Source organism: Ancylobacter defluvii (assembly GCF_018390605.1).
GTDB lineage: Bacteria > Pseudomonadota > Alphaproteobacteria > Rhizobiales > Xanthobacteraceae > Ancylobacter > Ancylobacter defluvii.
This window is the reverse complement of record NZ_JAHBGD010000026.1, coordinates 52,777-78,709: the sequence shown is the minus strand read 5'-3', so window position 1 is coordinate 78,709 and position 25,933 is coordinate 52,777. Positions and strand designations below refer to the sequence as shown.

Genomic DNA, 25,933 nt, shown 5'->3' with positions numbered 1-25,933 from the left:
CGCGCCGTGGCCACTTTTCTCGGAGACATGCTGAGGCTCGCCCGTGCGGGCTATGTGATGGCGCGCGAGGGCGTGCTCGCCCGCGTCGATCCCGATATCCTGCCGCCGGGCACCGAACCGCTGTTCCGCCTCGCCCGGCTGATCGAGCGGCGCGACGGGCGTTCCAGCGCCGCGGCGCTCGGTGCCGCGCTGTCCCGGCTCGGGCCGTCCTATGTGAAGCTCGGCCAGTTCCTGGCGACGCGGCCGGACGTGGTCGGCGCCGAGATGGCGCGCGACCTCGAAGTGCTGCAGGACCGCATGGCGCCCTTTGCGCAGGGCGTGGCGGAGGCGGCGATCGCCCGCACGCTCGACCGGCCGGTCGCCGCCGTCTACGCCGCGCTCGGCCCGCCCATCGCCGCCGCCTCCATCGCGCAGGTGCACCAGGGCGAGACGCGCGAGGCCGAGGGGACGCCGCGCCGGGTAGCGGTGAAGGTGCTGCGGCCGGACGTGCAGGCGCGATTCCGCGCCGACCTCTCCTCCTTCTATCGCGCCGCGCGGATCGGCGAGAGGGCCTCGCCGGAGGGGCAGCGGCTGCGCCTCGTCGCCATCGTCGACACGCTGGCCCGTTCGGTGGCGATGGAGATGGACCTCAGGCTCGAGGCCGCCGCACTGTCCGAACTGGCGCAGAACACCGCCGCCGAGACCGATTTCCGCGTGCCGTCGGTGGACTGGGACCGCACCGGACGCGAGGTGCTGACCACCGAATGGATCGACGGCATCAAGCTGAACGACATGGAGGGGTTGCGTGCCGCCGGCCATGATTTGCCGGAGCTGGGCCGCATCCTGATGCAGTCCTTCCTGCGCCACGCGCTGCGCGACGGCTTCTTCCACGCCGACATGCATCCGGGCAACCTGTTCATCGACGCCGAGGGGCGGCTGGTGGCGGTGGATTGCGGCATCATGGGCCGGCTGGGGGTGAAGGAGCGACGCTTCCTCGCCGAGATCCTCTACGGCTTCATCACCCGCAACTGGATCCGCACCGCCGAGGTGCATTTCGAGGCCGGCTACGTGCCGGCGCACCATTCGGTGGAGGATTTCGCCCAGGCGATCCGCGCCATCGGCGAGCCGATCCATTCGCGCAGTGCCAGCGAGATCTCGATGGCGAAGCTGCTCACCCTGCTGTTCGAGGTGACGGCGCTGTTCGACATGAAGACCCGGCCGGAGCTCTTGCTGCTGCAGAAGACCATGGTGGTGGTGGAGGGCGTGGCGCGCACCCTCGATCCCCAGCTGAACATGTGGAAGACCGCCGAGCCGGTAGTGCGTACCTGGATCGAGCGCAATCTCGGCCCCGCCGGCAAGCTGGAGGAGGCGGCGCACGGGCTTCAGGCGGTGGGACGCGGGCTTCAGGCGCTGCCGGACCTGATCGCCCAGGGCCAGCGCATCGCCAGCCAGCTCGACCGCTCGACCCGCGACGGCCTCGCGCTCGCCCCGGAGACCGTGGAGGCGATCGGCCGGGCGGAGGGGCGTGGCAATCGCGGCCTGACCTTCGCGCTGTGGGCGATCGTCGCGCTGCTGGCGGCGCATCTGATCTTCTGAGCCGCGCGCGGCTCTGCTACCACTGCCGGCCGGGAAACGGTGAGACGCATGCTTGCAGGCAAGACGGTCCTTCTCATCATCGGCGGCGGCATCGCCGCCTATAAGAGCCTCGACCTCATCCGCCGGCTCAAGGAGCGGGGCGCGCGGGTCCGCGTGGTGATGACCGGGGCGGCCCAGAAATTCGTCACTCCGCTCGCCGCCGGGGCGCTGTCGCACGAGCCGGTGTTCACCGAATTGTTCGACCGCGCCGCCGAGCAGGATATCGGCCATATCCGCCTTGCCCGCGAGGCCGACCTGGTGCTGGTCGCGCCGGCCACCGCCGATCGCATGGCGAAGATGGCGCACGGCATCGCCGACGACCTCGCCGGCGCGGTGCTGCTGGCGACGCGGGCGACGCGACTCGTCGCCCCGGCGATGAACCCGGCGATGTGGATGCACCCGGCTACGCTGCGCAATGTCGTGATGCTGAAGGCTGATGGCGTCGTCTTCGTCGGCCCCAAGGCCGGGGAGATGGCGGAGCGCGGCGAGGAGGGCCTCGGCCGCATGGCCGAGCCGACCGAGATCGCGGATGCCGCCGAGGCGCTGCTGGGCGCCGGCGGAGTGAAGGTTGGCGGCGCGCTGCGGGGACGCCATGTGCTGGTCACCTCGGGCCCGACGCATGAGCCGATCGATCCGGTGCGCTACATCGCCAACCGTTCCTCGGGCAAGCAGGGGCACGCCATCGCCGCCGCCGCCGCCGCCGCCGGCGCGCGGGTGACGCTGGTGTCCGGGCCGGTGAACCTGCCGGATCCGGCCGGCATCGCCGTGCACCATGTCGAGACCGCCCGCGACATGCTGGCGGCGGTGGAGGCGGCGTTGCCGGCCGATGCGGCGGTGTTCGCCGCCGCGGTGGCGGACTGGCGGGTTGCCGCCGAAGCCGGCCAAAAGCTCAAGAAGGACGGCAACGCGCTGGCGCCGCTGGCGCTGACCGAGAACCCGGACATTCTCGCCGGCATCGCCCGGCGCGCCGAAGGGCGTCCGCGCCTCGTCGTGGGCTTCGCGGCGGAGACGCAGAACGTCGTCGCCCACGCCCAGGCCAAGCTCGCGCGCAAGGGCTGCGACTGGATCGTTGCCAATGACGTGTCGCGGGATGGGGGCCACCAGAGCGGCATTCCCGGCGGGGTGATGGGGGCGGACAGCAATGCCGTGCATCTCGTCAGCGCCGCCGGTGTCGAACATTGGCCGACCGCCTCCAAGGCGGAGATCGCCCAGCGCCTCGTGGCGCGCATCGCCGTGGCGCTCGGCCCGCAGGAGAGCCAATCGTGAGCATCGCCGTTCCCGTCCAGCTGCTGCCGCATGGTGCCGGCCTGCCGCTGCCGTCCTACGCGACCGAGGGTGCCGCCGGGCTCGACCTCATCGCCGCGGTGCCGGAGGGCGAGCCGCTGGTTCTCGCGCCGCTGGGCCGCGCCGCGGTGCCGACCGGGCTGTGCCTCGCCGTGCCGGCCGGCTTCGAGGCGCAGGTGCGTCCGCGCTCGGGTCTGGCACTGAAGAACGGCATCACGGTGCTCAACGCGCCCGGCACCGTCGATTCGGATTATCGCGGCGAGGTGAAGGTGCTGCTGGTCAATCTCGGCGCCGAGCCCTTCGCCATCGAGCGCGGCATGCGCATCGCCCAGATGGTGGTCGCCCCCGTCGCTCGCGTGACTCTCGAAGAATCTCGTGATTTAGAAAAAACAACGCGGGGAAATGGTGGATTTGGCTCGACGGGGCTCGACGGCAGGCAGATATCGCGCTAGCCAATGAGGCATGCCGCGTTTGTCCGACAAAAGCCTTCTAGCCATTGCCGCCGTCGTCGACGTCGCCCTGTATGCGCGGGGTACGCCGGTGGCCGCCAAGGCGCTCGCCGCTCGCCACGAATTGCCGCCCCGCCATCTGGAGCCGGTACTGCAGTCGCTGGTGCATGCCGGGGTGCTGAAGGGCGTGCGCGGGCCGCGCGGCGGCTATGAACTCGCCCGCGAGCGCCGGCGCATCACCGTCGCCGAGATCGTGCGGGTGGTGGAGGCAGAGGCCGGCGATGCGCTCGGCAACCTGCCCGCCATCGTGCGCGACGTGATCCAGCCGGCGGTCGGCGAAGCCGAACACACTTTCGAGGCGGCGCTGGATGCGGTGACGGTCGAGGATCTGTGTCGCAGCTCGGCGCAGAGGGAAGACCGGCGCGCCATGCCGGAAGGCATAGATTTCACGATTTAGTTTCGTGATATTTCACTTTCTCGACAGTATCCCGTGAATATGCTAGGCCTCGGATCAACCACCGGCGGCCCCGTGATCGTCCCGCAAGCGATCGCCTCGTAATCTCCTTCCTCGGTAACCGCCGCGACAACGTCCCATCGGAGGCACCCATGGCCGAGTCCGCCCCTTCGCCCGCCATCTCGCCGGCCACCGGTTCTCCCGCCGCGAAGCCCGGCCGAGGCCGCGTCTATTCCTCGATCACCGAGACCGTCGGCAACACGCCGCTGGTCGAGCTTTCCCGCCTGCCGGCGCAGCGCGGCGTGAAGGCGCGCATCCTCGCCAAGCTCGAATTCTTCAATCCGCTCGCCAGCGTGAAAGACCGCATCGGCCTGTCGATGATCGAGGCGATGGAGGAGGCGGGGGTGCTGAAGCCGGGCACCGTGCTGGTCGAGCCGACCTCGGGCAATACCGGCATCGCGCTCGCCTTCGTCGCGGCCGCGCATGGCTACAAGCTGATGCTGGTGATGCCGGAATCGATGTCGGTGGAACGGCGCAAGATGCTGGCGCTTCTGGGCGCCGAGCTGGTGCTCACCCCGGCGGCGCAGGGCATGCGCGGCGCGGTGGCCAAGGCCGAGGAACTGGTGAAGGAACTGCCGGACGCCATCATCCCGCAGCAGTTCCGCAACCCGGCCAATCCTGAAGCGCATCGGCTCTACACCGCCGAGGAAATCTGGAACGACACCGACGGCGCGGTGGACGTTGTGGTGTCGGGCGTCGGCACCGGCGGCACCATCACCGGCATCGGCCAGGTGCTGAAGCCGCGCAAGCCGGGCCTGCGGATGGTGGCGGTGGAGCCGGAGGATTCCCCGGTGCTCTCCGGCGGCCAGCCCGGCCCGCACAAGATCCAGGGCATCGGCGCCGGCTTCATCCCCGAGGTGCTCGACCGGTCGGTGATCGACGAGGTGGTCACCGTCGGCAACCAGACCGCCTTCGAGACCGCGCGGGCCGCGGCCCGGCTCGAGGGCATCCCGGTCGGCATCTCCTCCGGCGCGGCGATCGCCGCGGCGCTGGAGATCGGCGCCCGGCCGGACATGGCGGGAAAGACCATCGTGGTCATCATCCCGTCCTTCGCCGAACGCTACCTTTCCACCGCCCTGTTCGAAGGGCTGTGAACCGTCGCCTCCACGGCCATTCCAGAGCCTCCCCGGCTTCGCTACAGTCGCACTGATTCGGCATGTTCGGCGGCACGTCTCATATTCGCGCCGAACCGATACGGGGCAGAGCGGCGGCGATAGGGAGACGGGCGCGAATGGCGCAACCGGCCGGCAACGGCGGTGCAGACGGACGGGTGCGAACCTTCGCGGGGCGCGCCGTTGCTGCCATACGCTCCCATCGTCCGGATCGGCGCGATCTGCTCGCCACCACCGCGCTGGCGACGCTTGCGGCCGGCGCCACGCCGGCCCGCGCCGCGGACCTGCTCGGCGGGGCGGCGTCAAGCCTCGCCGCGCTCGATCCCGGCACGCTGGTCGGCCTGTCGCTGGCGCTCGGCCTGCTCGCTTTCGCCACCACCACCGCCATCGTGCATGTGCGCTTCCGCCGCGCGGCGCGGGCGCGGGAGGAGGGGGCCTTCGCCGAGATCTCGCGGCTGGAGGCGCAGATCGAGGAAGGCCGCGCCCTGCTGATGGCCGAGCCGCAGATCGTCGTGGTGTGGCGCGATCCTGCCGCCGATCCCGAGATCATCGGCAATACCCCCGCCTTCACCGGGGTCGCGGCGCCAGCGCGCATCCTCGCCTTCGGCAGTTGGCTCGCGCCGCCCTCCGCCCGTGACATCGAGGTGGCGGTCGACCAGCTGCGCCGCCGCGGCACCCCGCTCGCGGCGTCGCTCGTCACCCAGGACGGGCGTTATGTCGAGGCCGATGGCCGCCCGGTCGGCTCTGCCGTGGTGCTGAGGCTGCGCGACATCACCGGCGTGCGGCGCGACCATGCCAGGCTCGCCGAGGCGCATGCGCTGCTGGAGGACCAGACGCGGGCGCTGCGCAACCTTGTCGACGCCATTCCCGCTCCGGCTTGGCTCGCCGACGCCGAGGGCCGGCTTGCCTTCGCCAATGCCGCCTATGTGCATGCGGTCGAGGCGCGCGATCTGCGGGATGCGCTCGGTCGCGATCTCGCTCTGCTCGACGCTGCCGGCCGGCGGCAGGCGCTGGCCGCCGTCGCCGATACCGGCGCCTTCCAGGCCCGCCTGCCGGTGGTGGTGGCCGGCAGCCGCCGCCTCGTCGATGTGAGGGAGGCGGCGGTGGCCGCCGGCACCGCCGGCATCGCCCTCGACGCCACCGAGGAAGAGCGCATCCGCACCGAGCTCGCCCATGCGCTGGGCGCGCATCGGCGCACCCTCGACCAGCTTTCGACGGCGGTCGCCATTTTCGGCGAGGACAAGCGGCTCATCTTCCACAATGCCGCCTATGCGACGCTGTTCGATCTCGATCCCGCCTTCCTCGACGACCGGCCCAGCGATGTCGCGGTGCTGGACCGCCTGCGCGCCGGGCGCCGCCTGCCGGAGCAGGCGGATTTCCGCGCCTGGCGCGCCGAGCTGCACGAGGCCTACCGCTCGATCGAGCCGAGGGAGCACTGGTGGCACCTGCCGGGCGGACGCACGCTGCGCGTCGTCACCGCGCCCAATCCGGAGGGCGGCGTCACCTATCTGTTCGACGAGGTCACCGAGCGCCTCGCCTTGGAAAGCCGCTTCAACGCGCTGACCCGCATCCAGAGCGAGACGCTGGACGCGCTCGCCGAGGCGGTGGCGGTGTTCGGCAGCGACGGACGGCTCGGCCTGTCCAACAGCGCCTTCCGCCGCATGTGGCGGCTGGAGGCGGTCCAGCTCGCCGGCCGGCCGCATATCGACGCGGTGGTGGAGGCGTGCCGGGGGCTGTCGGCGGATGAGGCGGCGTGGGGCCGGCTGCGCGCCGCCGTCACCGGCATCGAAGCGCGGGTGCCGGCGACGTTCCGCCTGGAGCGGGCGGACCGCATGATCCTCGATGGCTCCACCCAGCCGCTGCCGGATGGCGGCACCCTCGTCACGCTGCGCGACGTCACCGACAGCGTCAATGTCGAGCGGGCGCTGGTCGATCGCAACGAGGCGCTGGTCGCCGCCGACCATCTCAAGAGCACCTTCGTCAGCCATGTCTCCTATGAGCTGCGCTCGCCGCTGACCACCATCATCGGCTTCGCGCAGCTGCTCGACGACACCGGCATCGGGCCGCTCAACGACCGCCAGCGCGCCTATGTGAACCACATCACCGAGAGCAGCGCGGCGCTGCTCGCCATCATCAACGACATTCTCGACCTTGCCACCATCGATGCCGGGGCGATGACGCTAGACCTCGCCGAGGTCGATGTGCGCGGCGCCATGGAGGCCGCCGCCGAGGGCGTGCGCGACCGGCTGGTCGAAGGCAGCCTCACCCTCGCCATCGAGGCGCCGGCGAGTGCGGGCAGCTTCCGCGCCGACGCCAAGCGGGTGCGGCAGGTGCTGTACAATCTGCTGTCCAACGCCGTCGGTTTCGCCCCCGCCGGCTCGACGGTGCGGCTGGCGGCCGAGCGGCGCGGCGGCGAGGTGGTGTTCCAGGTGCGCGACCAGGGGCCGGGCATCCCGCCGGAAATCGGCGCCCGGCTGTTCGACCGCTTCGAGAGCCACACCTCCGGCTCGCGCCATCGCGGGGTCGGGCTCGGCCTCTCCATCGTCCGTTCGCTCATCGCCCTGCATGGCGGCTCGATCCAGATCGGTCCGGCGCCGGGCGGCGGCACGCTGGTGACCTGCCGCTTCCCGCTCGACAGCGGCGCGGCGCAGGTGGCGGCGGAGTAGCTGATGAAGGAGGTGCAGATCGGGGTGGGGCAAATGTCCGGGGGACAGGCCATGGGCACGCAAGCCGCCGGTACGCCGGTGCATTGGAGCGTGGTGCTGCCGGACGAGCATGCCACCGCCCGTCTCGCCATGGACCTCGCCTTTGCGTTGGCGCCGGGCGATCTCGTCGCGCTCGACGGCGATCTCGGCGCCGGCAAATCGACGCTGGCGCGGGCGCTGATCCGCGCGCTGGCCGACGATCTCGCTCTCGAGGTGCCGAGCCCGACCTTCAATCTGGTCCAGACCTACGATTTGCCGCGCCACCGGGTGGTGCACGCCGATTTCTACCGGCTGGGGGATCCCTCCGAGCTTGAGGAAATCGGCTGGGACGAACTCGCCGACGGGGCGATCGCCCTGGTCGAGTGGCCGGAACGGGTGCCGGCGGTGCTGGCGGTGCCGAACCGGCTGGAAGTGCACATCGCCATGACGCCGGAGGCGAGCGACACCACCCGCCGCGTCCGGCTGATGGCCTATGGCCGGGTCGCCGATGCGCTGCGCCGCATGAAGGCGATCCGCTCGCTGATCGATCTTGCCGGCTTCGGTCCCGCCCGCCGCCGGCACCTGCAGGGCGATGCCTCCACCCGCGCTTATGAGCGGCTGGTCGGCAAGACCCGCAACGCCATCCTCATGAACGCGCCGCGGCGCCCGGACGGGCCGCCGGTGCAGGACGGCAAGCCCTACAGCGCCATCGCCCACCTCGCCGAGGACGTGAAGCCCTTCGTTGCCATGGCGCGCGGCCTCGCGGCCCGCGGCTTCTCGGCGCCGACCATCTATGCCGCCGATCTCGCCAGCGGCCTGCTGGTCATCGAGGATCTCGGCGATGAGGGCGTGGTGGCGAGCGGCAGCCCCGATACGCCGCCGGCGCCGGTGCCCGAGCGCTACGAGGCGGCAATCGACGTGCTCGCCGCGCTGCACGGCATGGAGCTTCCCTCCACGCTCACCGTCTCGCCGGATCACGATCATGTATTGCCGGCTTACGACCTGCCGGCGCTGCTGATCGAGGTCGAACTGCTGCTCGACTGGTACATCCCCCACCGCGGCGGCGCCAAGGTGAGCGACGCATTGCGCGCCGAGTTTCGCGGCCTGTGGACGGCGGCGCTCGCCGGTTCGCTGGCGCAGAAGCCGACCTGGGTGCTGCGCGATTATCATTCGCCGAACCTCATCTGGCTGCCGGAGCGCCAGGGCCTCGCCCGGGTCGGGATCATCGATTTCCAGGACGCGGTGATGGGCCCGCCGGCCTATGACCTTGTCTCGCTGGCGCAGGATGCGCGCATCGACGTGTCCGAGGAGCTGGAGCTGCGCCTGCTCGGCCGTTACATACGCGACCGGCGGGTGGAAGATGATTTCGACGTCCGCGGCTTTGCCGCCTCCTATGCGGTGATGGGCACGCAGCGGGCGACCAAGATTCTCGGCATCTTCGCCCGGCTCGACAAGCGCGACGGCAAGCCGCAATACCTTCGCCATATCCCGCGGATATGGAACTACCTTCAGCGCGGTCTGGCCTTCACCGACCTCGCACCGCTGAAAGCCTGGTTCGACCGCCACGTTCCCGCCCCGGACCTGCCAGTGCCGACCCTGCCCGCGTCTGGCCTGCCCTCCGACCCGCCCGCCGACCAACCTCCCGAGCAGCCGCAGACGATATGAGCCCGATCCGCAACGCCATGGTGCTCGCCGCCGGCCTCGGCACCCGCATGCGCCCGCTGACCGACGATCGACCCAAGCCGATGGTGGAGGTCGCCGGCAAGCCGCTGATCGACCATGTGCTGGATCGGCTCGCCGATGCCGGCATCGAGACGGCGGTGGTCAATCTCCATTATTTCGCCGACCGGCTGGAGGCGCATCTCGCCGGCCGCACCCGCCCGCGCCTCGTGCTCTCCGATGAGCGCGACCTTCTGCTCGACACCGGCGGCGGCATAAGGAAAGCGCTGCCGCTGCTGGGCGACGCGCCGTTCGTCTCGATCAATTCCGACACCATCTGGATCGAGGGCATCCGCCCCAACCTGCCGAGCCTCATGGAGGCGTTCGATCCCGAGAAGATGGATGCGATCCTGCTGCTCGCCGCCGCGACCGGCTCGGTCGGCTATGACGGGCGTGGCGACTTCGTCATGGATGGCGACGGCCGGCTGACACTGCGCGGGGAAGGGCTGGTGGCGCCCTTCGTCTATGCCGGGGCGGCGGTGCTTTCGCCGTCGCTGTTCGAGCGGACGCCGGAGGGGCCGTTCTCGCTGGTGAGGCTGTTCGCCCGCGCCGCCGAGGCCGGCCGGCTGTTCGGGCTGCGGCTGGAAGGCGTGTGGATGCATGTCGGCACGCCGGAGGCGATCGGCGAGGCCGAGCTCGCCGTCAGCCTGTCGACCGAATAAGGCCGGCGACGACGCCTTTCCCGCCGTCATCCTCTAAGATCGGCGGATGCACGATTCGACAGGCCGGGACATGCCCGCGTCGCAGACAGCGTTCGATTTCGCGGAAGCGGCGCGGCCGATGGTGCGCCAGCCCGCCCGTGTCTTCACCATTCCCGCCTCGGCGCCGTTCCTGCCGGTGCTGGCCGAGGCGCTGCTGGGCGGCGTGCTGGTGCCCGGCTTCGCGCCGCTGGGCGATCCGCTGGCGCTGGCTTCCGCCACCATCTACCTGCCGACCCGCCGCGCCGGCCGCCTGTTCGCCGAGGAACTGCGCCGGCGCATGGGCGGCACCACGCTGTTGCCGAGGATCGTCCCGGTCGGCGACGTCGACGAGGATGCGCTGATCTTCGCCGAGGAGAGCGCCGGCCCGCCGAAAGCCGTCGCGCCGACCACAAGGCGGCTGGCGCTGGCCAGCCTGGTCGGCAAATGGCGGGCGGCACTGAGCGACGAGGACGGGCGCAGCGCGGTGGCGGCGGGGCCGGGTGCCAGCCTCGCGCTGGCCGACGCGCTGGCGGGGCTGATCGACGAGATGGCGGCGCAGCAGGTGCCGTGGTCGCGGCTCGACGATCTGGTCCCCGGCGAGCACGACCAATATTGGGATATGGCGCTCGATTTCCTCAAGATCGCCCGCGAGGCGTGGCCGGCGCTGCGGGGCGAGGAGGTGGATGGCGCGGTGCGCCGCGACCGGCTGATCGATGCCGAGGCGGCCCGGCTGGCGGCGCTCGGCGCCGCCGCGCCGCCGGTGATCGCCGCCGGCTCCACCGGCTCGATGCCGGCGACTGCCCGGCTGCTCGACGCGGTTGCGCGTCTGCCGCACGGGGCGCTGGTGCTGCCCGGCCTCGACGCGCACATGTCGGAAGCCGACTGGCGCTCGCTCACGCAGGCACCGGACCCGGCGCCGAGCCACCCGCAATACGGGCTGGCACGTCTGCTCGACGGCATGCATCTGCGGCGTGCCGAGGTGGTCGCGCTTGCCGAGCCTGCCGGACATCGTCGCGATCCGCTGCTGTCCGAGGCGCTGCTGCCGGCCGAGGCAACGCAGGGCTGGGCAAACCTCGCCGACCGTCTGCCGGAGGCGGCCCGCGCGACGGCGCTCGCCGAGGTCACGCTGATCGAGGCCGACGATGCGCGCGAGGAGGCGCTCGCCATCGCCCTGGTGCTGCGCGCGGCGCTGGAGGAGGAGGGCCGCAGCGCGGCGCTGATCACCCCGGATCGCGACCTCGCCCGCCGCGTCGCCGCCGAGCTGCTGCGCTTCGGCGTTGCCATCGACGATTCCGCCGGCGAGCCCTTGTCGGAAAGCGGCGCCGGCCGCTTCGCCCGGCTCGTCGCCGATGTGGCGGCCGAACGTCTGGCGCCGCTGCCGCTCGCGGCGCTGCTTCGCCACAGCGCGGCACGCTTCGGGCTCGGGCGCGCGGCGCTTGGGCAGGCGACCGATGCGCTGGAACTGATGGTGCTGCGCGGCCCACGGCCGGCGCCGGGCGCCGAGGGGCTCGTCGCCGCCATTGCCGCCTTCCGACCGGAGGACTGGCACCGCGACGATCCGCGGCGCGATGTCGATGGCGACCAGCGCGCACGCGCGGCCGATCTCGGCCAACGCCTCACAGCGGCGCTCGCGCCGCTCGCCGGGCTCGGGCCGGGACTGCATGCCTTCGCCGATCTCGTCGGCGCCCATCGCACCGCGGTGGCCGCGGCGCTGGCCGGCGACGACGACGCATCGGCGGAGGCAACGCCGGACCTGGCGGCGCTGGCGACCGCCTTCGACGCGCTGATGGATGGTGCGCCGCTCGCCCCGGCGATGAGCCTGGCGGACTATGCCGCGGCGCTGCCGCATCTCCTCGCCGACACCCCGGTGCGTCCGCCGCTCGATGCCGGGGCGCGGCTGCGCATCTACGGCCCGCTGGAAGCCCGCCTGGTGGATGTCGACCGGGTGGTGCTGGCCAGCCTGGTCGAGGATGTCTGGCCCTCGGCGGTACGGCCGGATCCCTGGCTGAGCCGGCCGATGCGCGCCGGGCTCGGCCTCGACGTACCGGAGCGACGCATCGGCCTTGCCGCGCATGATTTCGCGCAGGCCTGCGGCGCGCCGGAGCTCATCCTCACCTATCCGCGCAAGCTCGGCGGCGCGCCCACCGTGCCGTCGCGCTTCCTGCAGCGGCTGGCGGCGGTGAGCGGGCGGAGGGCCTGGGACGAGGTGCGGGCGCGTGGCGAGCGCTGGCGCCGCGTCGCCGCCGCGCTCGATGTCGAGCCGGCGAAGGAGCGCATCCGCCGACCGGCGCCGACGCCGCCGGCCGCGTTGCGCCCGACCCGGCTCAGCGTCACCGAGATCGAGACCTTCCTGCGCGATCCCTACGCCATCTATGCCCGGCATGTGCTGGGCCTGCGCCCGCTGGATCCGCTCGATGCCCCGCCCGGCGCCGGCGAGCGCGGCACCGCCATCCATGAGGCGCTGGGCGAGTTCGCCAAGGCGTATCCGCAGGCGCTGCCGGCCGATGCGGCGATCCGGCTCGCGGCGTTCGGCCGGGCGGCCTTCGCGCCGCTTGTCGCCTTTCCCGCCGAGCATGCGCTGTGGTGGGCGCGCTTCGAGAAGCTGATGCCGTTCTATCTCGCCTGGGAGCGCGGCCGCCGGTCCCACATCGATCGCGTCATCGCCGAGGCCGGCGGGCACGTCGTCATTGCCGGCACGCGCGGGCCGTTCCGGCTCAACGCCTATGCCGACCGCATCGAGCAACGCAGCGGCGGCGGCCTCGCCATCCTCGATTTCAAGACCGGCGCCGTTCCCACCGCCAAGCAGACCCGCGCCAATTATTCGCCGCAGCTGCCGCTGGAGGCTGCCATCGCCGCCCGTGGCGGCTTCGAGGGCGTGCCGGGCGAGGAGGCGATGGAACTCGTCTATGTGAAGCTCGGCACCGCCGCGCTGAAGGAGATTTCCGCCGTCGACAGGGAGATGACGGCGCAGGGCCTCGCCCAGGACGCGCTGGAACGGGTGACGACGCTGGTGCAGGCCTTCGAGAATCCGGCCCAGCCCTATATTGCCCTGCGCCGCACGCAGTTTCGCGGCCGTTCGGGGAGCTATGACCATCTGGCGCGGGTGCGCGAATGGTCGGTCGGCGAGGAGGAGGCCGGCGAATGAGCGAGGCGCCCGTCTCCTCCGCCGCGCTCGGCGCCGCCACGGCGCTACAGACGCAGGCCTCCGATCCCGGCCTTTCGGTATGGGTGTCGGCCAATGCCGGCGCCGGCAAGACGCATGTGCTGGCGCGGCGGGTGATACGCCTGCTGCTGCGCGGCGTGCCGCCCGGACGCATCCTGTGCCTCACCTATACCAAGGCCGCCGCCGCCAACATGGCCAACCGCGTGCTGGCGATCCTGCGCGACTGGGCGGTGATGAGCGACGCCGACCTCGACAAGGCGATCAGCGCCATCGATCCCGGCGCTTCCGTGTCCCTGCGCGCCCGCGCCCGCTCGCTGTTCGCGCTGGCGCTGGAGACGCCGGGCGGGCTGAAGATCCAGACCATCCACGCCTTTTGCGGGCACCTCCTGCGCGCCTTTCCCTTCGAGGCCGGCGTGCCGGCCGGCTTCCGCTCACTGGAGGACGCACAGCGGCTGGAGCTGCTCGCTCTGGTGCGCGCGCGCATCGTGCAGCAGGCGGCCGGCGCGCCGGACACGCCGCTCGGCCGCGCCTTCGCGCTGATCATCGGCGAGGTGGCCGATAGCGGCCTCGACGAATTGCTCGCCGCCCTGCTCGATGCGCCGGACGCGCTCGACGCCGGCGAGGCCGACCTCGCCCGCCTGGCCGGGCTCGATCCGGTGGAGCCCAGCGCCGCCATTGCCCGCCGCATCGTCGAGGACGCGCTGATCCCGCGCGGGGCATGGCAGGGCATGGGCGAGGCGCTCATCGCTGCGGGCGGCAATGCCGCGCGGCGGGGAGCGGATCTCCTCGCCGCCGCACAGGCGGCGGAGGACGAGGTCGCGGAGGCCTATGCCGGCGTGTTCCTGAAGGCGGATGGCGGCGCCTATGCCGACAAGTTCCTCGGCTCCGGCGAGGTGCGCGCCGCCTTCCCGGCGCTCGCCGCCGAACGCGACCGCCTTGCCGCGCTCGGCCCGCGCCTCGCCGCCGCCCGCGTGGTGGAGAAGAGCCTCGCGGCGCTGGAGCTCGGCCACGCCGCGCGCCGGCTCTATGAGGCGGAAAAGGCCGCACGCGGCATGCTCGATTTTGCCGATCTGGTCACCTCGGCGCGGCGGCTGCTCGGCTCCGGCGCCTCGGCCTGGGTGCACTACAAGCTCGATCGCGGCATCGATCACGTGCTGCTCGACGAGGCGCAGGATACCAGCCCCGAGCAATGGGAGGTGATCCAGCCGCTGGTGATGGAGTTCTTCGCCGGCGAAGGCGCGCGCGAGGAGGCCGCCGGGGCGCCCCGCACCCTTTTCGTGGTCGGCGACGAGAAGCAGTCGATCTTCTCCTTCCAGGGCGCCGATCCCAGCCGTTTCGATGCCATGCGCGCCGAGTTCGCCCGCCACGCGCCGGAAGAGGCCTTCGCGCATGTGAAGCTGCAGCATTCCTTCCGCTCGGCGCCCGGCATTCTCGCGGCGGTGGACGAGGTGTTCTCGCGCGAGGAGGCCTATCGCGGCCTCACCGCCAGTGCCGAGCGCACCGTGCATATGCCGATCCACGCGCAGCTGCCGGCCCGCGTCGAGATCTGGGAGCCGGAGATCCCCATCGAGCAGGTGGAGCCGGATGCCTGGCAGCGCCCGCTCGACGCGCCGCGCCATGACGATCCGGTGAGCCGGCTTGCCGACAAGATCGCCAGCCACATCAAGGCGCTGATCGATGCTGGCGCGCCGGTGGAGGATCGCGGCGGGCCCCGTGCCGCCCGCGCCGGCGATTTCCTGGTGCTGGTGCGCCGGCGCAGCGCCCTGTTCGAGGCGGTGATCCGGGCGCTGAAGCAGGTCGGTGTCGCCGTGGCGGGTGCCGACCGGCTGGTCGTCGCCGAGCATATCGCGGTGATGGACCTCGCCGCGCTCGGCGAGGCGCTGCTGTCGCCGGACGACGAATTGTCGCTGGCGAGCGCGCTGAAGAGCCCGCTGTTCGGCTTCGACGACGACGACCTCATCGCGCTGCTGCCGAAACGCGAGGCGCGGCTGATCGACGAGCTCATCCGCCGCGCCGGCGAGCGGCCGCACTGGCGGGCGGCGGTGGAGCGGCTGGATCGGTTGCGCCCGGAGGCGGCGAGCCTGCGCCCGTTCGACTTCTATGCCCGTGTGCTCGGGCGCGAGCGCGGCCGGGCGCTGATGCTGGCGCGGCTCGGGCCGGAGGCGGCGGATGCGCTTGACGAGATGCTGGCCATCGCCCGCGCCTATGAAAGCACCGAGGCGCCTTCGCTCGCCGGCTTCCTCGCCTTTCTGCGCGGCGGGCAGGCGCAGGCCAAGCGCGACATGGAGGCCGGCCGCGATCAGGTCCGCGTCATGACCGTGCATGGCGCCAAGGGGCTGGAGGCGCCCTATGTCCTGCTCGCCGATACCACTTCCGGGCCGCAAAAGGGCACGCGCGGCGGCCTGCTGGTCGGCCGGCGGGCGGATGGCGGCCGCGCCTTCCTGGCGGCGCCGCGCAAGGCGGAGGACACGCCGGCCATGGGCCTGTTGCGGCTTGGGGCCGAGGCGGCGCTGATGGACGAGTACCGGCGGCTGCTCTATGTCGCGCTCACCCGCGCCGAATGCGCGCTGGTGCTGTGCGGTGCCGATGGCAAGCGCCGGCGTCCGGCCGATTGCTGGTACGACGTGGTGCGCTCGGCGCTGGAGGCGCAGGCCACCCCGGTGCCGGCGGTCGGCTTCCCGGGCACGGTGCTGCGCTGGCGCGCGACGCCGGAGCCGGAGCGGGCGGCGGCGCGGGTTGCCGTGGCGCCGCCGGGCGATGCGATGGTGGACGCCGCGCTCGCCCGCCGCCTGGCGTTGCCGCCGGCTTTGGGAGAGGCGCGTGCCCGGATGCGAGCGTCGCACTCCTCCCCCATCGCCACGCCCGAACAGGCGGAGACCGTCAGACGCGGCGCGCTGCTGCACCGGCTGTTCGCTGCGCTGGCAGCATTGCCGGAGGTGCAGCGCCGGGCCGCCGGCGGGCGCGTGCTGGCTCTCGCCGGCGCGACCGACGGCGACGCCCTACTCGACGAGGCGCTGGCGACGCTGGTCTTGCCGGAACTGGCGGCGCTGTTCGCGCCGGAGGGGCGCGCCGAGGTGGACATTGCCGGCGCCCTCGCCGACGGCACGCTGGTGAGCGGGCGCATCGACCGGCTGGTGGTGCTGCCGGAACGGGTGATCGTCGCCGATTTCAAGACCGACCGCCGGGTGCCGGCGAACCTCGCGGCGGCCCCGCGCGCGCATGTGGAGCAGATCGCGCTTTATGCCCGGCTGCTGGCGCGGCTCTATCCCGGCCGCCGGATCGAGCCGCTGATCGTCTACACCGCCGCTCCGCGCGTGCTGACGCTGGCCGGAGAGCGGCTGTGGACGCGGCGGGAGGACGTCACGTCGGAGTGACGGCGCCTTGACGCGGGTGGGGGGCGGTACCTACCTTTGCTTCAACTTCATTCCCCCTCCCGGGGATTCGCGAAAGGTAGCGCCATGGGCGTCGAAAAAGTGTCGGACCAGTCCTTTGAGTCCGACGTGATCAAGTCCTCCGAGCCGGTTCTGGTCGATTTCTGGGCCGAGTGGTGCGGTCCCTGCCGCATGGTCGCCCCGGTGCTCGACGAGGTCGCCGGCGAGATGGGCGGCAAGCTGAAGATCGTGAAGCTCAACGTCGACGAGAACCCGGCCGTCGCGTCCAAATACGGCATCATGTCGATCCCGACGCTGCTGCTGTTCAAGGACGGCCAGCTCGCCGCCCGCCAGGTCGGCGCCGCCCCCAAGGCGAAGCTGGTGCAGTGGATCAACAGCGCGATCTGATCGCGCCGGTATTTCCCGCCGAACACGCCCCGGAGCGGCCCGCCGCTCCGGGGTTTTCTTTTGGGGTGCCTCCGGGTGCCGGCGAGCGTCGCGCCGGCGAGCGCCCGACAGCAAAAAGCCGGACGGGGCGACCCGTCCGGCTCGTTTCTCCAGCGGAGGCCGGGTGTTCAGCCGGCGAGGTCGATCTTGCTCTCGACGGTCGAATCCGCCTTCAGCCGATAGATCACCGGGGCGCCGGTGGCGAGCTCGCGCTTCATGATGCTCTCCGGCGTATGGTTCTCGAGCACCATGATCAGCGCCCGCAGCGAATTGCCGTGGGCGGCCACCAGCACCCGGTTGCCCTGCAGCACCTTGGGCAGGATCTGCGTCACGTAATAGGGCAGGGTGCGCGCCACGGTGTCCTTCAGGCTCTCGCCGCCCGGCGGCGGCACGTCATAGGAACGGCGCCAGACATGCACCTGCTCCTCGCCCCATTTGGCGCGGGCATCGTCCTTGTTGAGGCCCGAGAGGTCGCCATAGTCGCGCTCGTTCAGCGCGATGTCGCGGGTGATCGGCAGATCTGTCTGCCCGAGCTCGGCCAAAGCGAGGTCGAGAGTCTTCTGCGCGCGCGAGAGCACGGAGGTGAAGGCGATGTCGAACTGGTAGCCTTCCGTCTTCAGCCGCTGCCCGGCCTGCTTCGCCTCCTCGACGCCGAGGGGCGTGAGGTCCGGGTCGCGCCAGCCGGTGAACAGGTTCTTCAGGTTCCATTCGCTCTGGCCGTGGCGGACAAGCACGAGAAGGCGTTCGGACATCGGGCGTTTCTCCGGGTGGGGGACGGCTTGAGCGGGCTGATCCCGCGGCGGTGCGGCGGGTGGAATGTCCTAGAAATCCGTGAGGTCGAGTACGTCGCGCATGGAATAGAGGCCGGGCTTGCGACCGCGGGCCCAGCGCGCTGCCGTCAGCGCGCCGCGGGCGAAGATCATGCGATCCTCCGCCTTGTGGGCGAGCTCGATGCGCTCGCCCGGCCCGGCGAAGATGACATTGTGATCGCCGACCACGGTGCCGCCGCGCAGCGTCGCGAAGCCGATGTCGCCGGCCCGGCGTGCGCCGGTGTGGCCGTGACGCGTGAACACGCCCTCGGTCTCGAGCGCGACGCCCCGCCCTTCGGCGGCGGCGTTGCCGAGCAGCAAGGCGGTGCCGGAGGGGGCGTCGATCTTGCGGTTGTGGTGCATTTCGACGATCTCGATGTCGAAATCCTCGTTCAACGTGCGCGCGGTGCGCTTGACCAGCGCCGCCAGCAGATTGACGCCGAGGCTCATATTGCCGGACTTGACGATGGTGGCGTGCCGGGCGGCGGCCTCGATCTTTGCCTCGTCCTGCGCCGAGCAGCCGGTGGTGCCGATGACATGGACGATGCGGGCCTGCGCCGCCAGTGCCGCGAAGGCGACGCTGGCCGCCGGCACGGTGAAATCGATCACCCCTTCCGCCCTGGCGAACAGTTCCAGCGCGTCGTCAGTCACTTCGATGCCGAGCTTGCCCAGGCCGGCGAGCTCACCGGCGTCGCGGCCGAGATTGTCGCTGCCCGGCGGCTCGATCGCCCCGGCGAGCACCAGATCGGGAGCCTCGCTCACCGCCTTGATCAGCGCGCGGCCCATGCGCCCGCCGGCGCCGACGATGACCAGCCGCATCTGCGACATATGAGCCACTCCTTCACATTGTGCCCTGCGGTATAGCTGCCGGACATCGCCACGAAAAGTGCTTGTTCGCACGTCATTCTGCGCCAAATGGCGTTGTCGCTTGACGCGGACGCTGCACGGCTGTAGAGGTCGCGCAACTTTACGAAGGAGTGGCGCCGGCATGCGCAACAATATTATCCTTATCGTAGGACGGCGCGTCGCCGCGAAGGGAGCCTGACGGCACCTTCGCCCAACGGTGACGCGCGTAAACAGGCCCCTGACGGGGCCTTTTGATTTTCCGGGGTGGGACCGGGCAAAACCAGACGCAAAGCAAGACGCAGCAACGAGGTGACGACCATGATGCGCGAGATGACCGGCGCCGAAATGGTGATGCAGGCCCTGATCGATCAGGGCGTCGAACACATGTTCGGCTATCCCGGCGGCGCGGTGCTGCCGATCTACGACGCCATGTTCCACCAGAACCAGGTCCGCCATGTGCTGGTCCGCCACGAGCAGGGCGCGGTCCACATGGCGGAGGGCTATGCCCGCTCCTCCGGCAAGGTCGGCGTGGTGCTCGTCACCTCCGGCCCCGGTGCGACGAACGCGGTGACCGGGCTCACCGACGCGCTGCTGGATTCGATTCCGGTGGTCTGCATCACCGGCCAGGTGCCGACGCATCTGATCGGCTCGGATGCCTTCCAGGAGTGCGACACGGTCGGCATCACCCGTCCGTGCACCAAGCACAACTACCTGGTCCGCGACGTCAACGATCTCGCCCGCGTGCTGCACGAGGCGTTCTATGTCGCGCAGAACGGCCGTCCCGGCCCGGTGGTCGTCGACATCCCGAAGGACGTGCAGTTCGCCAAGGGCATCTATGTCGGCCCGGAGAACATCCAGCACAAGACCTACCAGCCGCGCCTGAAGGGCGATGGTGACCGCATCCGCGCCGCCGTCGAGCTGCTGGCCAAGGCCAAGCGGCCGGTGTTCTATACCGGCGGCGGCGTGATCAATTCCGGGCCGGAGGCGTCGCGCCTGCTGCGCGAGTTCGCCCGCCTGTCCGGCTATCCGGTCACCTCGACGCTGATGGGTCTGGGGGCTTTTCCGGCCTCGGACAAGCAGTGGCTCGGCATGCTCGGCATGCACGGCACCTACGAGGCCAACATGGCGATGCATGATTGCGACGTCATGGTCTGCGTCGGCGCGCGCTTCGACGACCGCATCACCGGCCGCCTCGACGCCTTCTCGCCGGGCTCGAAGAAGATCCACATCGACATCGACCCGTCCTCGATCAACAAGAACGTCAAGGTCGACATACCCATCATCGGCGACGTCAAGCACGTGCTCGACGACATGCTCACCGTCTGGCGGGCGATGAAGGCCGAGCCGGACCGCCGCGCGCTCGCCTCCTGGTGGGGACAGATCGACCGCTGGCGCGCCCGCAAGTCGCTGTCGTTCCAGAACTCCGACCAGATCATCAAGCCGCAATTCGCCATCCAGCGGCTCTATGAGGCGGTGAAGGATAAGGACGTCTACATCACCACCGAGGTCGGCCAGCACCAGATGTGGGCCGCCCAGCACTTCCCCTTCGAGGAGCCGAACCGCTGGATGACCTCCGGCGGCCTCGGCACCATGGGCTATGGCCTGCCCGCCGCCATCGGCGCGCAGGTGGCGCATCCGAACAGCCTCGTCATCGACATTGCCGGCGAGGCCTCGATCCAGATGTGCCTGCAGGAGCTCTCCACCGCGCTGCAGTTCAACCTGCCGGTGAAGATCTTCGTGCTGAACAACGAATATATGGGCATGGTGCGCCAGTGGCAGGACCTGCTCCATGGCGGGCGCTATTCGCACAGCTACTCGGAATCGCTGCCCGATTTCGTCAAGCTGGCCGAGGCCTATGGCGGCGTCGGCATTCGCTGCTCAAGGCCGGGCGACCTCGACGGTGCCATCCAGGAGATGATCAATGTCGACCGGCCGGTGCTGTTCGACTGCCTCGTCGACAAGATGGAAAACGTGCTGCCGATGATCCCGTCGGGCAAGCCGCATAACGAGATGATCATGCCCGATCATCCCGAAGGGCTGGACGACGCGATTTCCGAGGAAGGCAAGATGCTGGTGTGACGACGACGGTCGCTCCGTCGCGCAATCGGCTCCTTAATCTTACCTCTCCCCGTGGGGGAGAGGTCGACCGCGTAGCGGCCGGGTGATGGGGCGCACGCTTGCGGAGCCATCGAAGACCCCTCGCCTCAGCCCTCTCCCGCCGACCCCGGCTGTTGCCGGGTTCGGTTCCCATAGGGGTCAAAGTCGGAATCATCCGACTTTGACGGGGAGAGGGAGCTTGCCGTGACACACATCCCAGCCCTTCGAGCGCCCCATGCCCCCCGTCAATCACGAAGCTCCCGAACGTCACACGCTCTCGCTCCTGGTCGATAACGAGCCGGGCGTTCTCGCCCGCATCGTCGGCCTGTTCTCCGGCCGCGGCTACAACATCGACAGCCTCACCGTCTCCGAGGTGAGCCACGATTCCCGCCGCTCGCGCATCACCGTGGTGACCACCGGCGCGCCGATGATCATCGAGCAGATCAAGAGCCAGCTCGACCGGCTGGTGCCGGTGCACCGCGTCGTCGACCTCACCGTCACCGGCAAGGCGGTGGAGCGCGAGCTCGCCCTCATCAAGGTGCGCGGCAAGGGCGAGATCCGCCAGGAAGCGCTGCTGATCGCCGACAGCTTCCGGGCGCGGACGGTCGACACCACGCTGGAGAGCTTCGTGTTCGAGATCACCGGCAAGCCGGAGAAGATCGACCAGTTCGTCTCGCTGCTTGAGCCGCTCGGCCTGGTCGAGGTTTCGCGCACCGGCGTCGCCGCAATCGGCCGCGGCCCGGACGCCATGTGACACTAAGCGCCGGGCGGCGTTATATCGCGCCCGGCGTTTTCCAGCGGCCGCACCACCAACGGGCCGCACCACCGGCCCGTGCTGCGCCTCGGTACCGCTTGCGGTTGAATGGGGTGTCGTGTAGGAGAACCGTAACGTACGGTACGGACATTCCCAGAGCCATGGCGACACCCCCCGACCAGAGCGGCGACGAGCTGACAGCCCGGCAGCAGGCGGTGCTGGATGCGGTGCTGGCGCTGATGGTCGAGCAGGGCGGCGACGTTACCATGACCGCCGTCGCCCGCCGGGCCAGCTGCTCCAAGGAGAGCCTCTACAAGTGGTTCGGCGACCGTGACGGGCTGCTCACCGCCACGGTGCGCTGGCAGGCCTCCCGGGTGCGGGCCGGCAATTACGACCGCCAGAAGCTCGACGCCTTGGCCCTGCGCGACAGCCTGATCCGCTTTGCCGCCAACTGGCTGTCGGTTATCTCCAGCCCGACCTCGATCGCGCTCAACCGTTTCGCCATCGCCCAGGCGAGCGCGCGAGGCGGCAATCTCGGCGCCATCATGCTGGCGAATGGCCGCTTCGCCATTGGCGAACGGCTGAAGCCGGTGCTCGATGCCGGGCGCGAGGCCGGGCTGATCGCCTTCGACGACACCGAGACCGCCTTTCGCAGCTTCCTCGGCCTTGTCGGTCGCGACGTGCAGATCCGCCTGCTGCTCGGCGACGCCCTCGACATCGTCGCGCCGGAGATCGAGCGCGATGCCGCCCGCGCCACCGACCAGTTCCTCACCCTCTACGGCACGGCCGCCACTGCCGCCGGCCGAAGCCAGACCAACGCGTGACACAGGAGACACCCATGCGCGTTTATTACGATCGCGATGCCGACCTCAACCTGATCAAGGGCAAGAAGGTCGCCATCATCGGCTATGGCTCGCAGGGCCGCGCCCACGCGCTGAACCTGAAGGATTCCGGCGCCAAGGAACTCGCCGTCGGCCTGAAGCCGGGCTCGGCGACCGCCAAGAAGGTCGAGGCCGACGGCCTCAAGGTGATGACCGTCGCCGAGGCCGCCAAGTGGGCGGACCTGATGATGATGGCCACCCCGGACGAGCTGCAGGCCGACATCTACCGCGACGAGATCGCCCCGAACATCCGCGACGGCGCGGCGATCGCCTTCGCCCACGGCCTCAACGTGCATTTCGGCCTGATCGAGCCCAAGTCGACCGTCGACGTGCTGATGATCGCCCCCAAGGGGCCCGGCCACACCGTGCGCGGCGAATACGAGAAGGGCGGCGGCGTGCCGTGCCTCGTGGCGGTGCATCAGGACGCCTCGGGCAATGCGCTCGACCTCGGCCTGTCCTATGCGTCGGGCGTCGGCGGCGGCCGTTCCGGCATCATCGAGACCACCTTCAAGGAAGAGTGCGAGACCGACCTGTTCGGCGAGCAGGTGGTGTTGTGCGGCGGCCTCGTCGAACTGATCCGTGCCGGCTTCGAGACGCTGGTGGAAGCCGGCTACGCGCCGGAAATGGCCTATTTCGAGTGCCTGCACGAAGTGAAGCTGATCGTCGACCTCATCTATGAGGGCGGCATCGCCAACATGAACTACTCGATCTCCAACACCGCCGAATGGGGCGAGTACGTCTCCGGCCCGCGCATCATCACCGCCGAGACCAAGGAGGAGATGAAGCGCGTCCTGAAGGACATCCAGACCGGCAAGTTCACCTCGGAGTGGATGCAGGAGTATCGCGCCGGCGCCGCCCGCTTCAAGGGCATCCGCCGCATGAACGACAGCCACCAGATCGAGCAGGTCGGCGAGAAGCTGCGCGGCATGATGCCGTGGATCGGCAAGAACAAGCTGGTCGACAAGGCGAAGAACTGAGCCTTTTCGCACGCGCGATCCTTCGGTGCCGTCGCCCTCGGGCGGCGGCACTTTGCTTTTCGGGCCGATCCTCCTCCCTGCGGTTGCGGCTGGAATGACGGGACGGTCATGCTATGGGCATGCCTTCATCGGCGATGCCTGCGGGCATCGCGTCCGTCGGCGCCGCCGGAGGGGCACATGATCGTTGTTCGGTTGACCAAGAGCTTCATGGTGGCGGCGCTGGCGGCCTTCGCGCTGCTGGTCGCCTATAACAACGTGGCGGACTGGGGAGCGAACTACGCCTTCGTCCAGCACGTCCTCAGCATGGACACCACCTTTCCCGGCAACCCGCTGACTGGCCGCGCGGTCACCGATCCGGCACTGTGGCGCGCCGCCTATGTCGCGATCATCGCCGCCGAGGCCGGCGTTGGCGTCGTGCTGGGCAGTGCGGCACTCCGCATGCTGCTAGCCCTGCGCGACGAGGATCGCTTTGCACGCGCCAAGATCGGAGTGGTGGCCGGCGTCGGTCTCGGCTTCGCGCTGTGGTTCTTCGGCTTCATGGTCGTCGGCGGCGAGTATTTCCAGATGTGGCAGTCCAGCACCTGGAACGGGCAGGAATCGGCTTTCCGCTTCTACATGACGATGCTGGCGGTGGTGATCTTCGTCAGCCTGCCGGAGCCGGGTCCGCGGGCCGCTTCCCCACGCTGAGGAACGCCGGGCGGGGCATCACCCCCCCGTCCAGAACTTCATCACCGCCGCGCCGGGTGCCAGCAGCACGAAGGCCCACAGCATCGCCGAGGCGATGTTGGCCATCTGGAAGATGAGCTGCGGCATGGCGAACATGCCGGCCACCAGCGGGATCACCGCCCGGATCGGCCCGAAGAAGCGGCCGATGAACACGCTCCATGAGCCATAGCGGTGGAAGAAGCGCTCGCCCCGCTCCAGCATTTGCGGGTGCCGGGTGAACGGCCATAGCCGGCGGGTATGCTCCTTCAAATGGGAGCCGACCCAGTAGGACACCGCGTCGCCGAGCGCCGCCCCCGCCGCCGCTGCCGCCCAGACCGGCAATAGCGCGATGCCGCCCGCCTCGATGAGGGCGCCGATCCCGATGAGGATGAAGGTCGCCGGTACCAGCAGCGAGATCACCGCCAGCGATTCACCGAAGGCGAGGGCGAAGACGATGTAGGGCGCGAGATGCGCATGCGCCTCGACAAAGGCGAGCGCGTCGCGCGCCCAGCTTTCGAAATTCAGCAACCGATATCCTCACAGCCTGTCGCGCAGGGCGTAGTAGCTCAGCCCCGCCGCCAGCAGCGGCCAGCGCATCAGCGGGCCGCCGGGAAAGGCGGGCACCGGCAGTTTTTCCAGCAAATCGAAGCGTCCGAGCTGGCCGGCCACCGCCTCGGCGAGGATCCTGCCGAAATAGGGCGCCAGCATCACCCCCTGGCCGGAATAGCCGGCGGCGGTCAGCACCTTCGGCCCCAGCCGCCGCACGAAGGGCATGCGGGTCATGGTGATGCCGAGAATGCCGCCCCAGCCATAGTCGATGCGCACATCGGCGAGCTGCGGGAAGATCTTCAGCATGTAGGGCCGCACGAAGGCGCCGGGATCGGCGCGCAGCCGGCGCGTATAGCTCTCGCCGCCGCCGAACAGCAGCCGCCCATCCTCGCTCAGGCGGTAATAATTGATGACGAAGCGGCTGTCGGCCACCGCCGCGTCATTGGCGATCACGCTCTTCGCCCGCGCGCCGAGCGGCTCGGTGGCGGCGATGTAGTTGGCGATCGGCATCACATGCCGGTCGACGCGGGCGTCGAGCCCGTCCTGCAGCCCGTCGCCGCATTCGAGCACCCACTCCGCCTCGACCAGGCCGTCGCGCGTCGCCACCTTCACCCGCCCGTTTTCCTCGATCCGCCGGGCCCGCGAGTGCTCGTAGAGCCGGGCGCCGGCCGTCACCGCGGCCCGGGCGATGCCGAGGGCGAGGTTGAGCGGGTGCAGGTGCCCGCCGTCACGGTCGATCACCCCGCCATAATAGGCGTCGGTGCCGACCAGTTCCCGCACTTCCTCGCGCGACAGCGGGTCGACATGCGGATAGCCGTAGACGTCGGCGAGCTTACGGGCATAGGCGTGCGAATGCGCGACATAGCCCGGCTTGTGGTCGGCCATGATCAGCCCCTGGCGCGGGGCGCAATCGATGGCGTGGCGGGCGATCAGCGCATGGAGATCGGCCTTGGCGTCCTCGGCGAGGCGCCACAGCGCCTTCGCCATGTCGAGCCCGACCTTGTCCTCCAGCCAATCCTGGTCGCGGCGCTGGCCGGTGTGGATCTGGCCGCCATTGCGGCCGGAGGCGCCGGAGCCGATCTTTGCCGCTTCCAGCACCACCACGTCGAGCCCGGCTTCGGCGAGGTGCAGCGCGGCGGAAAGGCCGGTATAGCCGCCGCCGATCACGCAGACATCGGCGCGCACCGTGCCCTTGAGCGGTGGAAAGTCGGGGAAGGGCGTCGCGGTCGCGGCGTACCAGCTGTTGGGATGACCGTTTTCGGTCAGGGCGTCACTCAA

Annotated in this window: 20 protein-coding genes; 16 read left to right on the top strand and 4 right to left on the bottom strand. The window is 70.3% G+C overall.

What is annotated here, in order from left to right; genetic code table 11:
- Positions 1–6 precede the first annotated feature (6 nt).
- The 11 genes from ubiB (at position 7) to trxA (ending at position 16,998) form a co-directional block, all read left to right on the top strand.
- Entirely contained in the window at positions 7–1,575 is a 1,569-nt protein-coding gene (ubiB, locus tag KHC24_RS21225) for a 2-polyprenylphenol 6-hydroxylase (RefSeq protein WP_373878558.1), read from the top strand.
- A 48-nt stretch (positions 1,576–1,623) separates the two neighbouring features.
- On the top strand, positions 1,624–2,880 hold the full coding sequence (gene coaBC / locus KHC24_RS21220; protein ID WP_213365435.1) for a bifunctional phosphopantothenoylcysteine decarboxylase/phosphopantothenate--cysteine ligase CoaBC: 1,257 nt from the start codon (positions 1,624–1,626) through the stop codon (positions 2,878–2,880).
- On the top strand, positions 2,877–3,350 hold the full coding sequence (gene dut / locus KHC24_RS21215; protein WP_213365432.1) for a dUTP diphosphatase: 474 nt from the start codon (positions 2,877–2,879) through the stop codon (positions 3,348–3,350). The genes coaBC and dut overlap by 4 nt, the downstream gene beginning before the upstream one ends.
- 10 nt (positions 3,351–3,360) lie before the next feature.
- On the top strand, positions 3,361–3,804 hold the full coding sequence (locus tag KHC24_RS21210; RefSeq protein ID WP_213365430.1) for an RrF2 family transcriptional regulator: 444 nt from the start codon (positions 3,361–3,363) through the stop codon (positions 3,802–3,804).
- A 149-nt stretch (positions 3,805–3,953) separates the two neighbouring features.
- Positions 3,954–4,955, top strand: coding sequence for a cysteine synthase A (cysK, locus tag KHC24_RS21205; protein ID WP_213365427.1), 1,002 nt, complete (start codon positions 3,954–3,956; stop codon positions 4,953–4,955).
- Between the two features lie 137 nt (positions 4,956–5,092).
- Positions 5,093–7,639 carry a sensor histidine kinase gene (locus KHC24_RS21200; protein ID WP_246547390.1) on the top strand — a complete coding sequence of 849 codons (2,547 nt, stop codon included), beginning with the start codon at positions 5,093–5,095 and terminating at the stop codon, positions 7,637–7,639.
- A 33-nt stretch (positions 7,640–7,672) separates the two neighbouring features.
- Positions 7,673–9,322 (top strand): tRNA (adenosine(37)-N6)-threonylcarbamoyltransferase complex ATPase subunit type 1 TsaE, encoded by a 1,650-nt coding sequence (tsaE, locus tag KHC24_RS21195; protein WP_373878562.1) that lies wholly within the window; start codon positions 7,673–7,675, stop codon positions 9,320–9,322.
- The gene (locus tag KHC24_RS21190; RefSeq protein WP_213365421.1) at positions 9,319–10,038 is read left to right on the top strand and encodes a nucleotidyltransferase family protein; all 720 of its coding nucleotides are present in this window, start codon (positions 9,319–9,321) and stop codon (positions 10,036–10,038) included. Before tsaE ends, KHC24_RS21190 begins: the two co-directional genes overlap by 4 nt.
- 46 nt (positions 10,039–10,084) lie before the next feature.
- Positions 10,085–13,201, top strand: coding sequence for a double-strand break repair protein AddB (addB, locus tag KHC24_RS21185; RefSeq protein ID WP_246547388.1), 3,117 nt, complete (start codon positions 10,085–10,087; stop codon positions 13,199–13,201).
- Positions 13,198–16,593: a double-strand break repair helicase AddA gene (addA, locus tag KHC24_RS21180; RefSeq protein WP_213365418.1), complete on the top strand. Its 3,396-nt coding sequence runs from the start codon at positions 13,198–13,200 to the stop codon at positions 16,591–16,593. Before addB ends, addA begins: the two co-directional genes overlap by 4 nt.
- An 84-nt stretch (positions 16,594–16,677) precedes the next feature.
- The gene (trxA, locus tag KHC24_RS21175) at positions 16,678–16,998 is read left to right on the top strand and encodes a thioredoxin (RefSeq protein ID WP_213365415.1); all 321 of its coding nucleotides are present in this window, start codon (positions 16,678–16,680) and stop codon (positions 16,996–16,998) included.
- Between the two features lie 167 nt (positions 16,999–17,165).
- Here the strand turns inward: trxA and KHC24_RS21170 are convergent, their stop codons facing one another.
- Both KHC24_RS21170 and dapB read right to left on the bottom strand, forming a co-directional pair.
- Entirely contained in the window at positions 17,166–17,789 is a 624-nt protein-coding gene (locus KHC24_RS21170; protein WP_213365412.1) for a 2,3-bisphosphoglycerate-dependent phosphoglycerate mutase, read from the bottom strand.
- Positions 17,790–17,858: 69 nt separating this feature from the next.
- Positions 17,859–18,674, bottom strand: coding sequence for a 4-hydroxy-tetrahydrodipicolinate reductase (dapB, locus tag KHC24_RS21165; RefSeq protein WP_213365410.1), 816 nt, complete (start codon positions 18,672–18,674; stop codon positions 17,859–17,861).
- Positions 18,675–19,010: 336 nt separating this feature from the next.
- On the opposite strand from dapB, the gene KHC24_RS21160 reads away from it, so the two are divergent.
- The 5 genes from KHC24_RS21160 (at position 19,011) to KHC24_RS21140 (ending at position 24,088) form a co-directional block, all read left to right on the top strand.
- Positions 19,011–20,771 carry an acetolactate synthase 3 large subunit gene (locus tag KHC24_RS21160; protein WP_213365408.1) on the top strand — a complete coding sequence of 587 codons (1,761 nt, stop codon included), beginning with the start codon at positions 19,011–19,013 and terminating at the stop codon, positions 20,769–20,771.
- A gap of 253 nt (positions 20,772–21,024) precedes the next feature.
- Positions 21,025–21,543: an acetolactate synthase small subunit gene (gene ilvN, locus KHC24_RS21155; protein WP_213365406.1), complete on the top strand. Its 519-nt coding sequence runs from the start codon at positions 21,025–21,027 to the stop codon at positions 21,541–21,543.
- Between the two features lie 161 nt (positions 21,544–21,704).
- Positions 21,705–22,367, top strand: coding sequence for a TetR/AcrR family transcriptional regulator C-terminal domain-containing protein (locus KHC24_RS21150; RefSeq protein ID WP_213365405.1), 663 nt, complete (start codon positions 21,705–21,707; stop codon positions 22,365–22,367).
- 14 nt (positions 22,368–22,381) lie between these two features.
- The gene (ilvC, locus tag KHC24_RS21145) at positions 22,382–23,401 is read left to right on the top strand and encodes a ketol-acid reductoisomerase (protein WP_213365404.1); all 1,020 of its coding nucleotides are present in this window, start codon (positions 22,382–22,384) and stop codon (positions 23,399–23,401) included.
- Between the two features lie 177 nt (positions 23,402–23,578).
- Entirely contained in the window at positions 23,579–24,088 is a 510-nt protein-coding gene (locus KHC24_RS21140; RefSeq protein ID WP_213365403.1) for a DUF2165 family protein, read from the top strand.
- An 18-nt stretch (positions 24,089–24,106) separates the two neighbouring features.
- On the opposite strand, the gene KHC24_RS21135 is transcribed toward KHC24_RS21140, so the two are convergent.
- Together KHC24_RS21135 and KHC24_RS21130 are read right to left on the bottom strand one after the other, a co-directional pair.
- Positions 24,107–24,631: a DedA family protein gene (locus KHC24_RS21135; RefSeq protein ID WP_373878561.1), complete on the bottom strand. Its 525-nt coding sequence runs from the start codon at positions 24,629–24,631 to the stop codon at positions 24,107–24,109.
- A gap of 12 nt (positions 24,632–24,643) precedes the next feature.
- Entirely contained in the window at positions 24,644–25,933 is a 1,290-nt protein-coding gene (locus tag KHC24_RS21130) for an NAD(P)/FAD-dependent oxidoreductase (protein WP_246547386.1), read from the bottom strand.

What these genes read in the sequence shown, in the direction of transcription:
- coaBC (WP_213365435.1), top strand. Translation starts at nt 1,624, where the DNA reads ATGCTTGCAGGCAAGACGGTCCTTCTCATCATCGGCGGCGGCATCGCC.
- trxA (WP_213365415.1), top strand. Translation starts at nt 16,678, where the DNA reads ATGGGCGTCGAAAAAGTGTCGGACCAGTCCTTTGAGTCCGACGTGATC.
- KHC24_RS21150 (WP_213365405.1), top strand. Translation starts at nt 21,705, where the DNA reads ATGGCGACACCCCCCGACCAGAGCGGCGACGAGCTGACAGCCCGGCAG.
- tsaE (WP_373878562.1), top strand. Translation starts at nt 7,673, where the DNA reads ATGTCCGGGGGACAGGCCATGGGCACGCAAGCCGCCGGTACGCCGGTG.
- ilvC (WP_213365404.1), top strand. Translation starts at nt 22,382, where the DNA reads ATGCGCGTTTATTACGATCGCGATGCCGACCTCAACCTGATCAAGGGC.
- dapB (WP_213365410.1), bottom strand. Translation starts at nt 18,674, where the DNA reads ATGTCGCAGATGCGGCTGGTCATCGTCGGCGCCGGCGGGCGCATGGGC.
- ilvN (WP_213365406.1), top strand. Translation starts at nt 21,025, where the DNA reads ATGCCCCCCGTCAATCACGAAGCTCCCGAACGTCACACGCTCTCGCTC.
- KHC24_RS21200 (WP_246547390.1), top strand. Translation starts at nt 5,093, where the DNA reads ATGGCGCAACCGGCCGGCAACGGCGGTGCAGACGGACGGGTGCGAACC.
- addB (WP_246547388.1), top strand. Translation starts at nt 10,085, where the DNA reads ATGCACGATTCGACAGGCCGGGACATGCCCGCGTCGCAGACAGCGTTC.
- KHC24_RS21160 (WP_213365408.1), top strand. Translation starts at nt 19,011, where the DNA reads ATGATGCGCGAGATGACCGGCGCCGAAATGGTGATGCAGGCCCTGATC.
- KHC24_RS21140 (WP_213365403.1), top strand. Translation starts at nt 23,579, where the DNA reads ATGATCGTTGTTCGGTTGACCAAGAGCTTCATGGTGGCGGCGCTGGCG.
- cysK (WP_213365427.1), top strand. Translation starts at nt 3,954, where the DNA reads ATGGCCGAGTCCGCCCCTTCGCCCGCCATCTCGCCGGCCACCGGTTCT.
- KHC24_RS21190 (WP_213365421.1), top strand. Translation starts at nt 9,319, where the DNA reads ATGAGCCCGATCCGCAACGCCATGGTGCTCGCCGCCGGCCTCGGCACC.
- KHC24_RS21210 (WP_213365430.1), top strand. Translation starts at nt 3,361, where the DNA reads ATGCCGCGTTTGTCCGACAAAAGCCTTCTAGCCATTGCCGCCGTCGTC.
- addA (WP_213365418.1), top strand. Translation starts at nt 13,198, where the DNA reads ATGAGCGAGGCGCCCGTCTCCTCCGCCGCGCTCGGCGCCGCCACGGCG.
- KHC24_RS21170 (WP_213365412.1), bottom strand. Translation starts at nt 17,789, where the DNA reads ATGTCCGAACGCCTTCTCGTGCTTGTCCGCCACGGCCAGAGCGAATGG.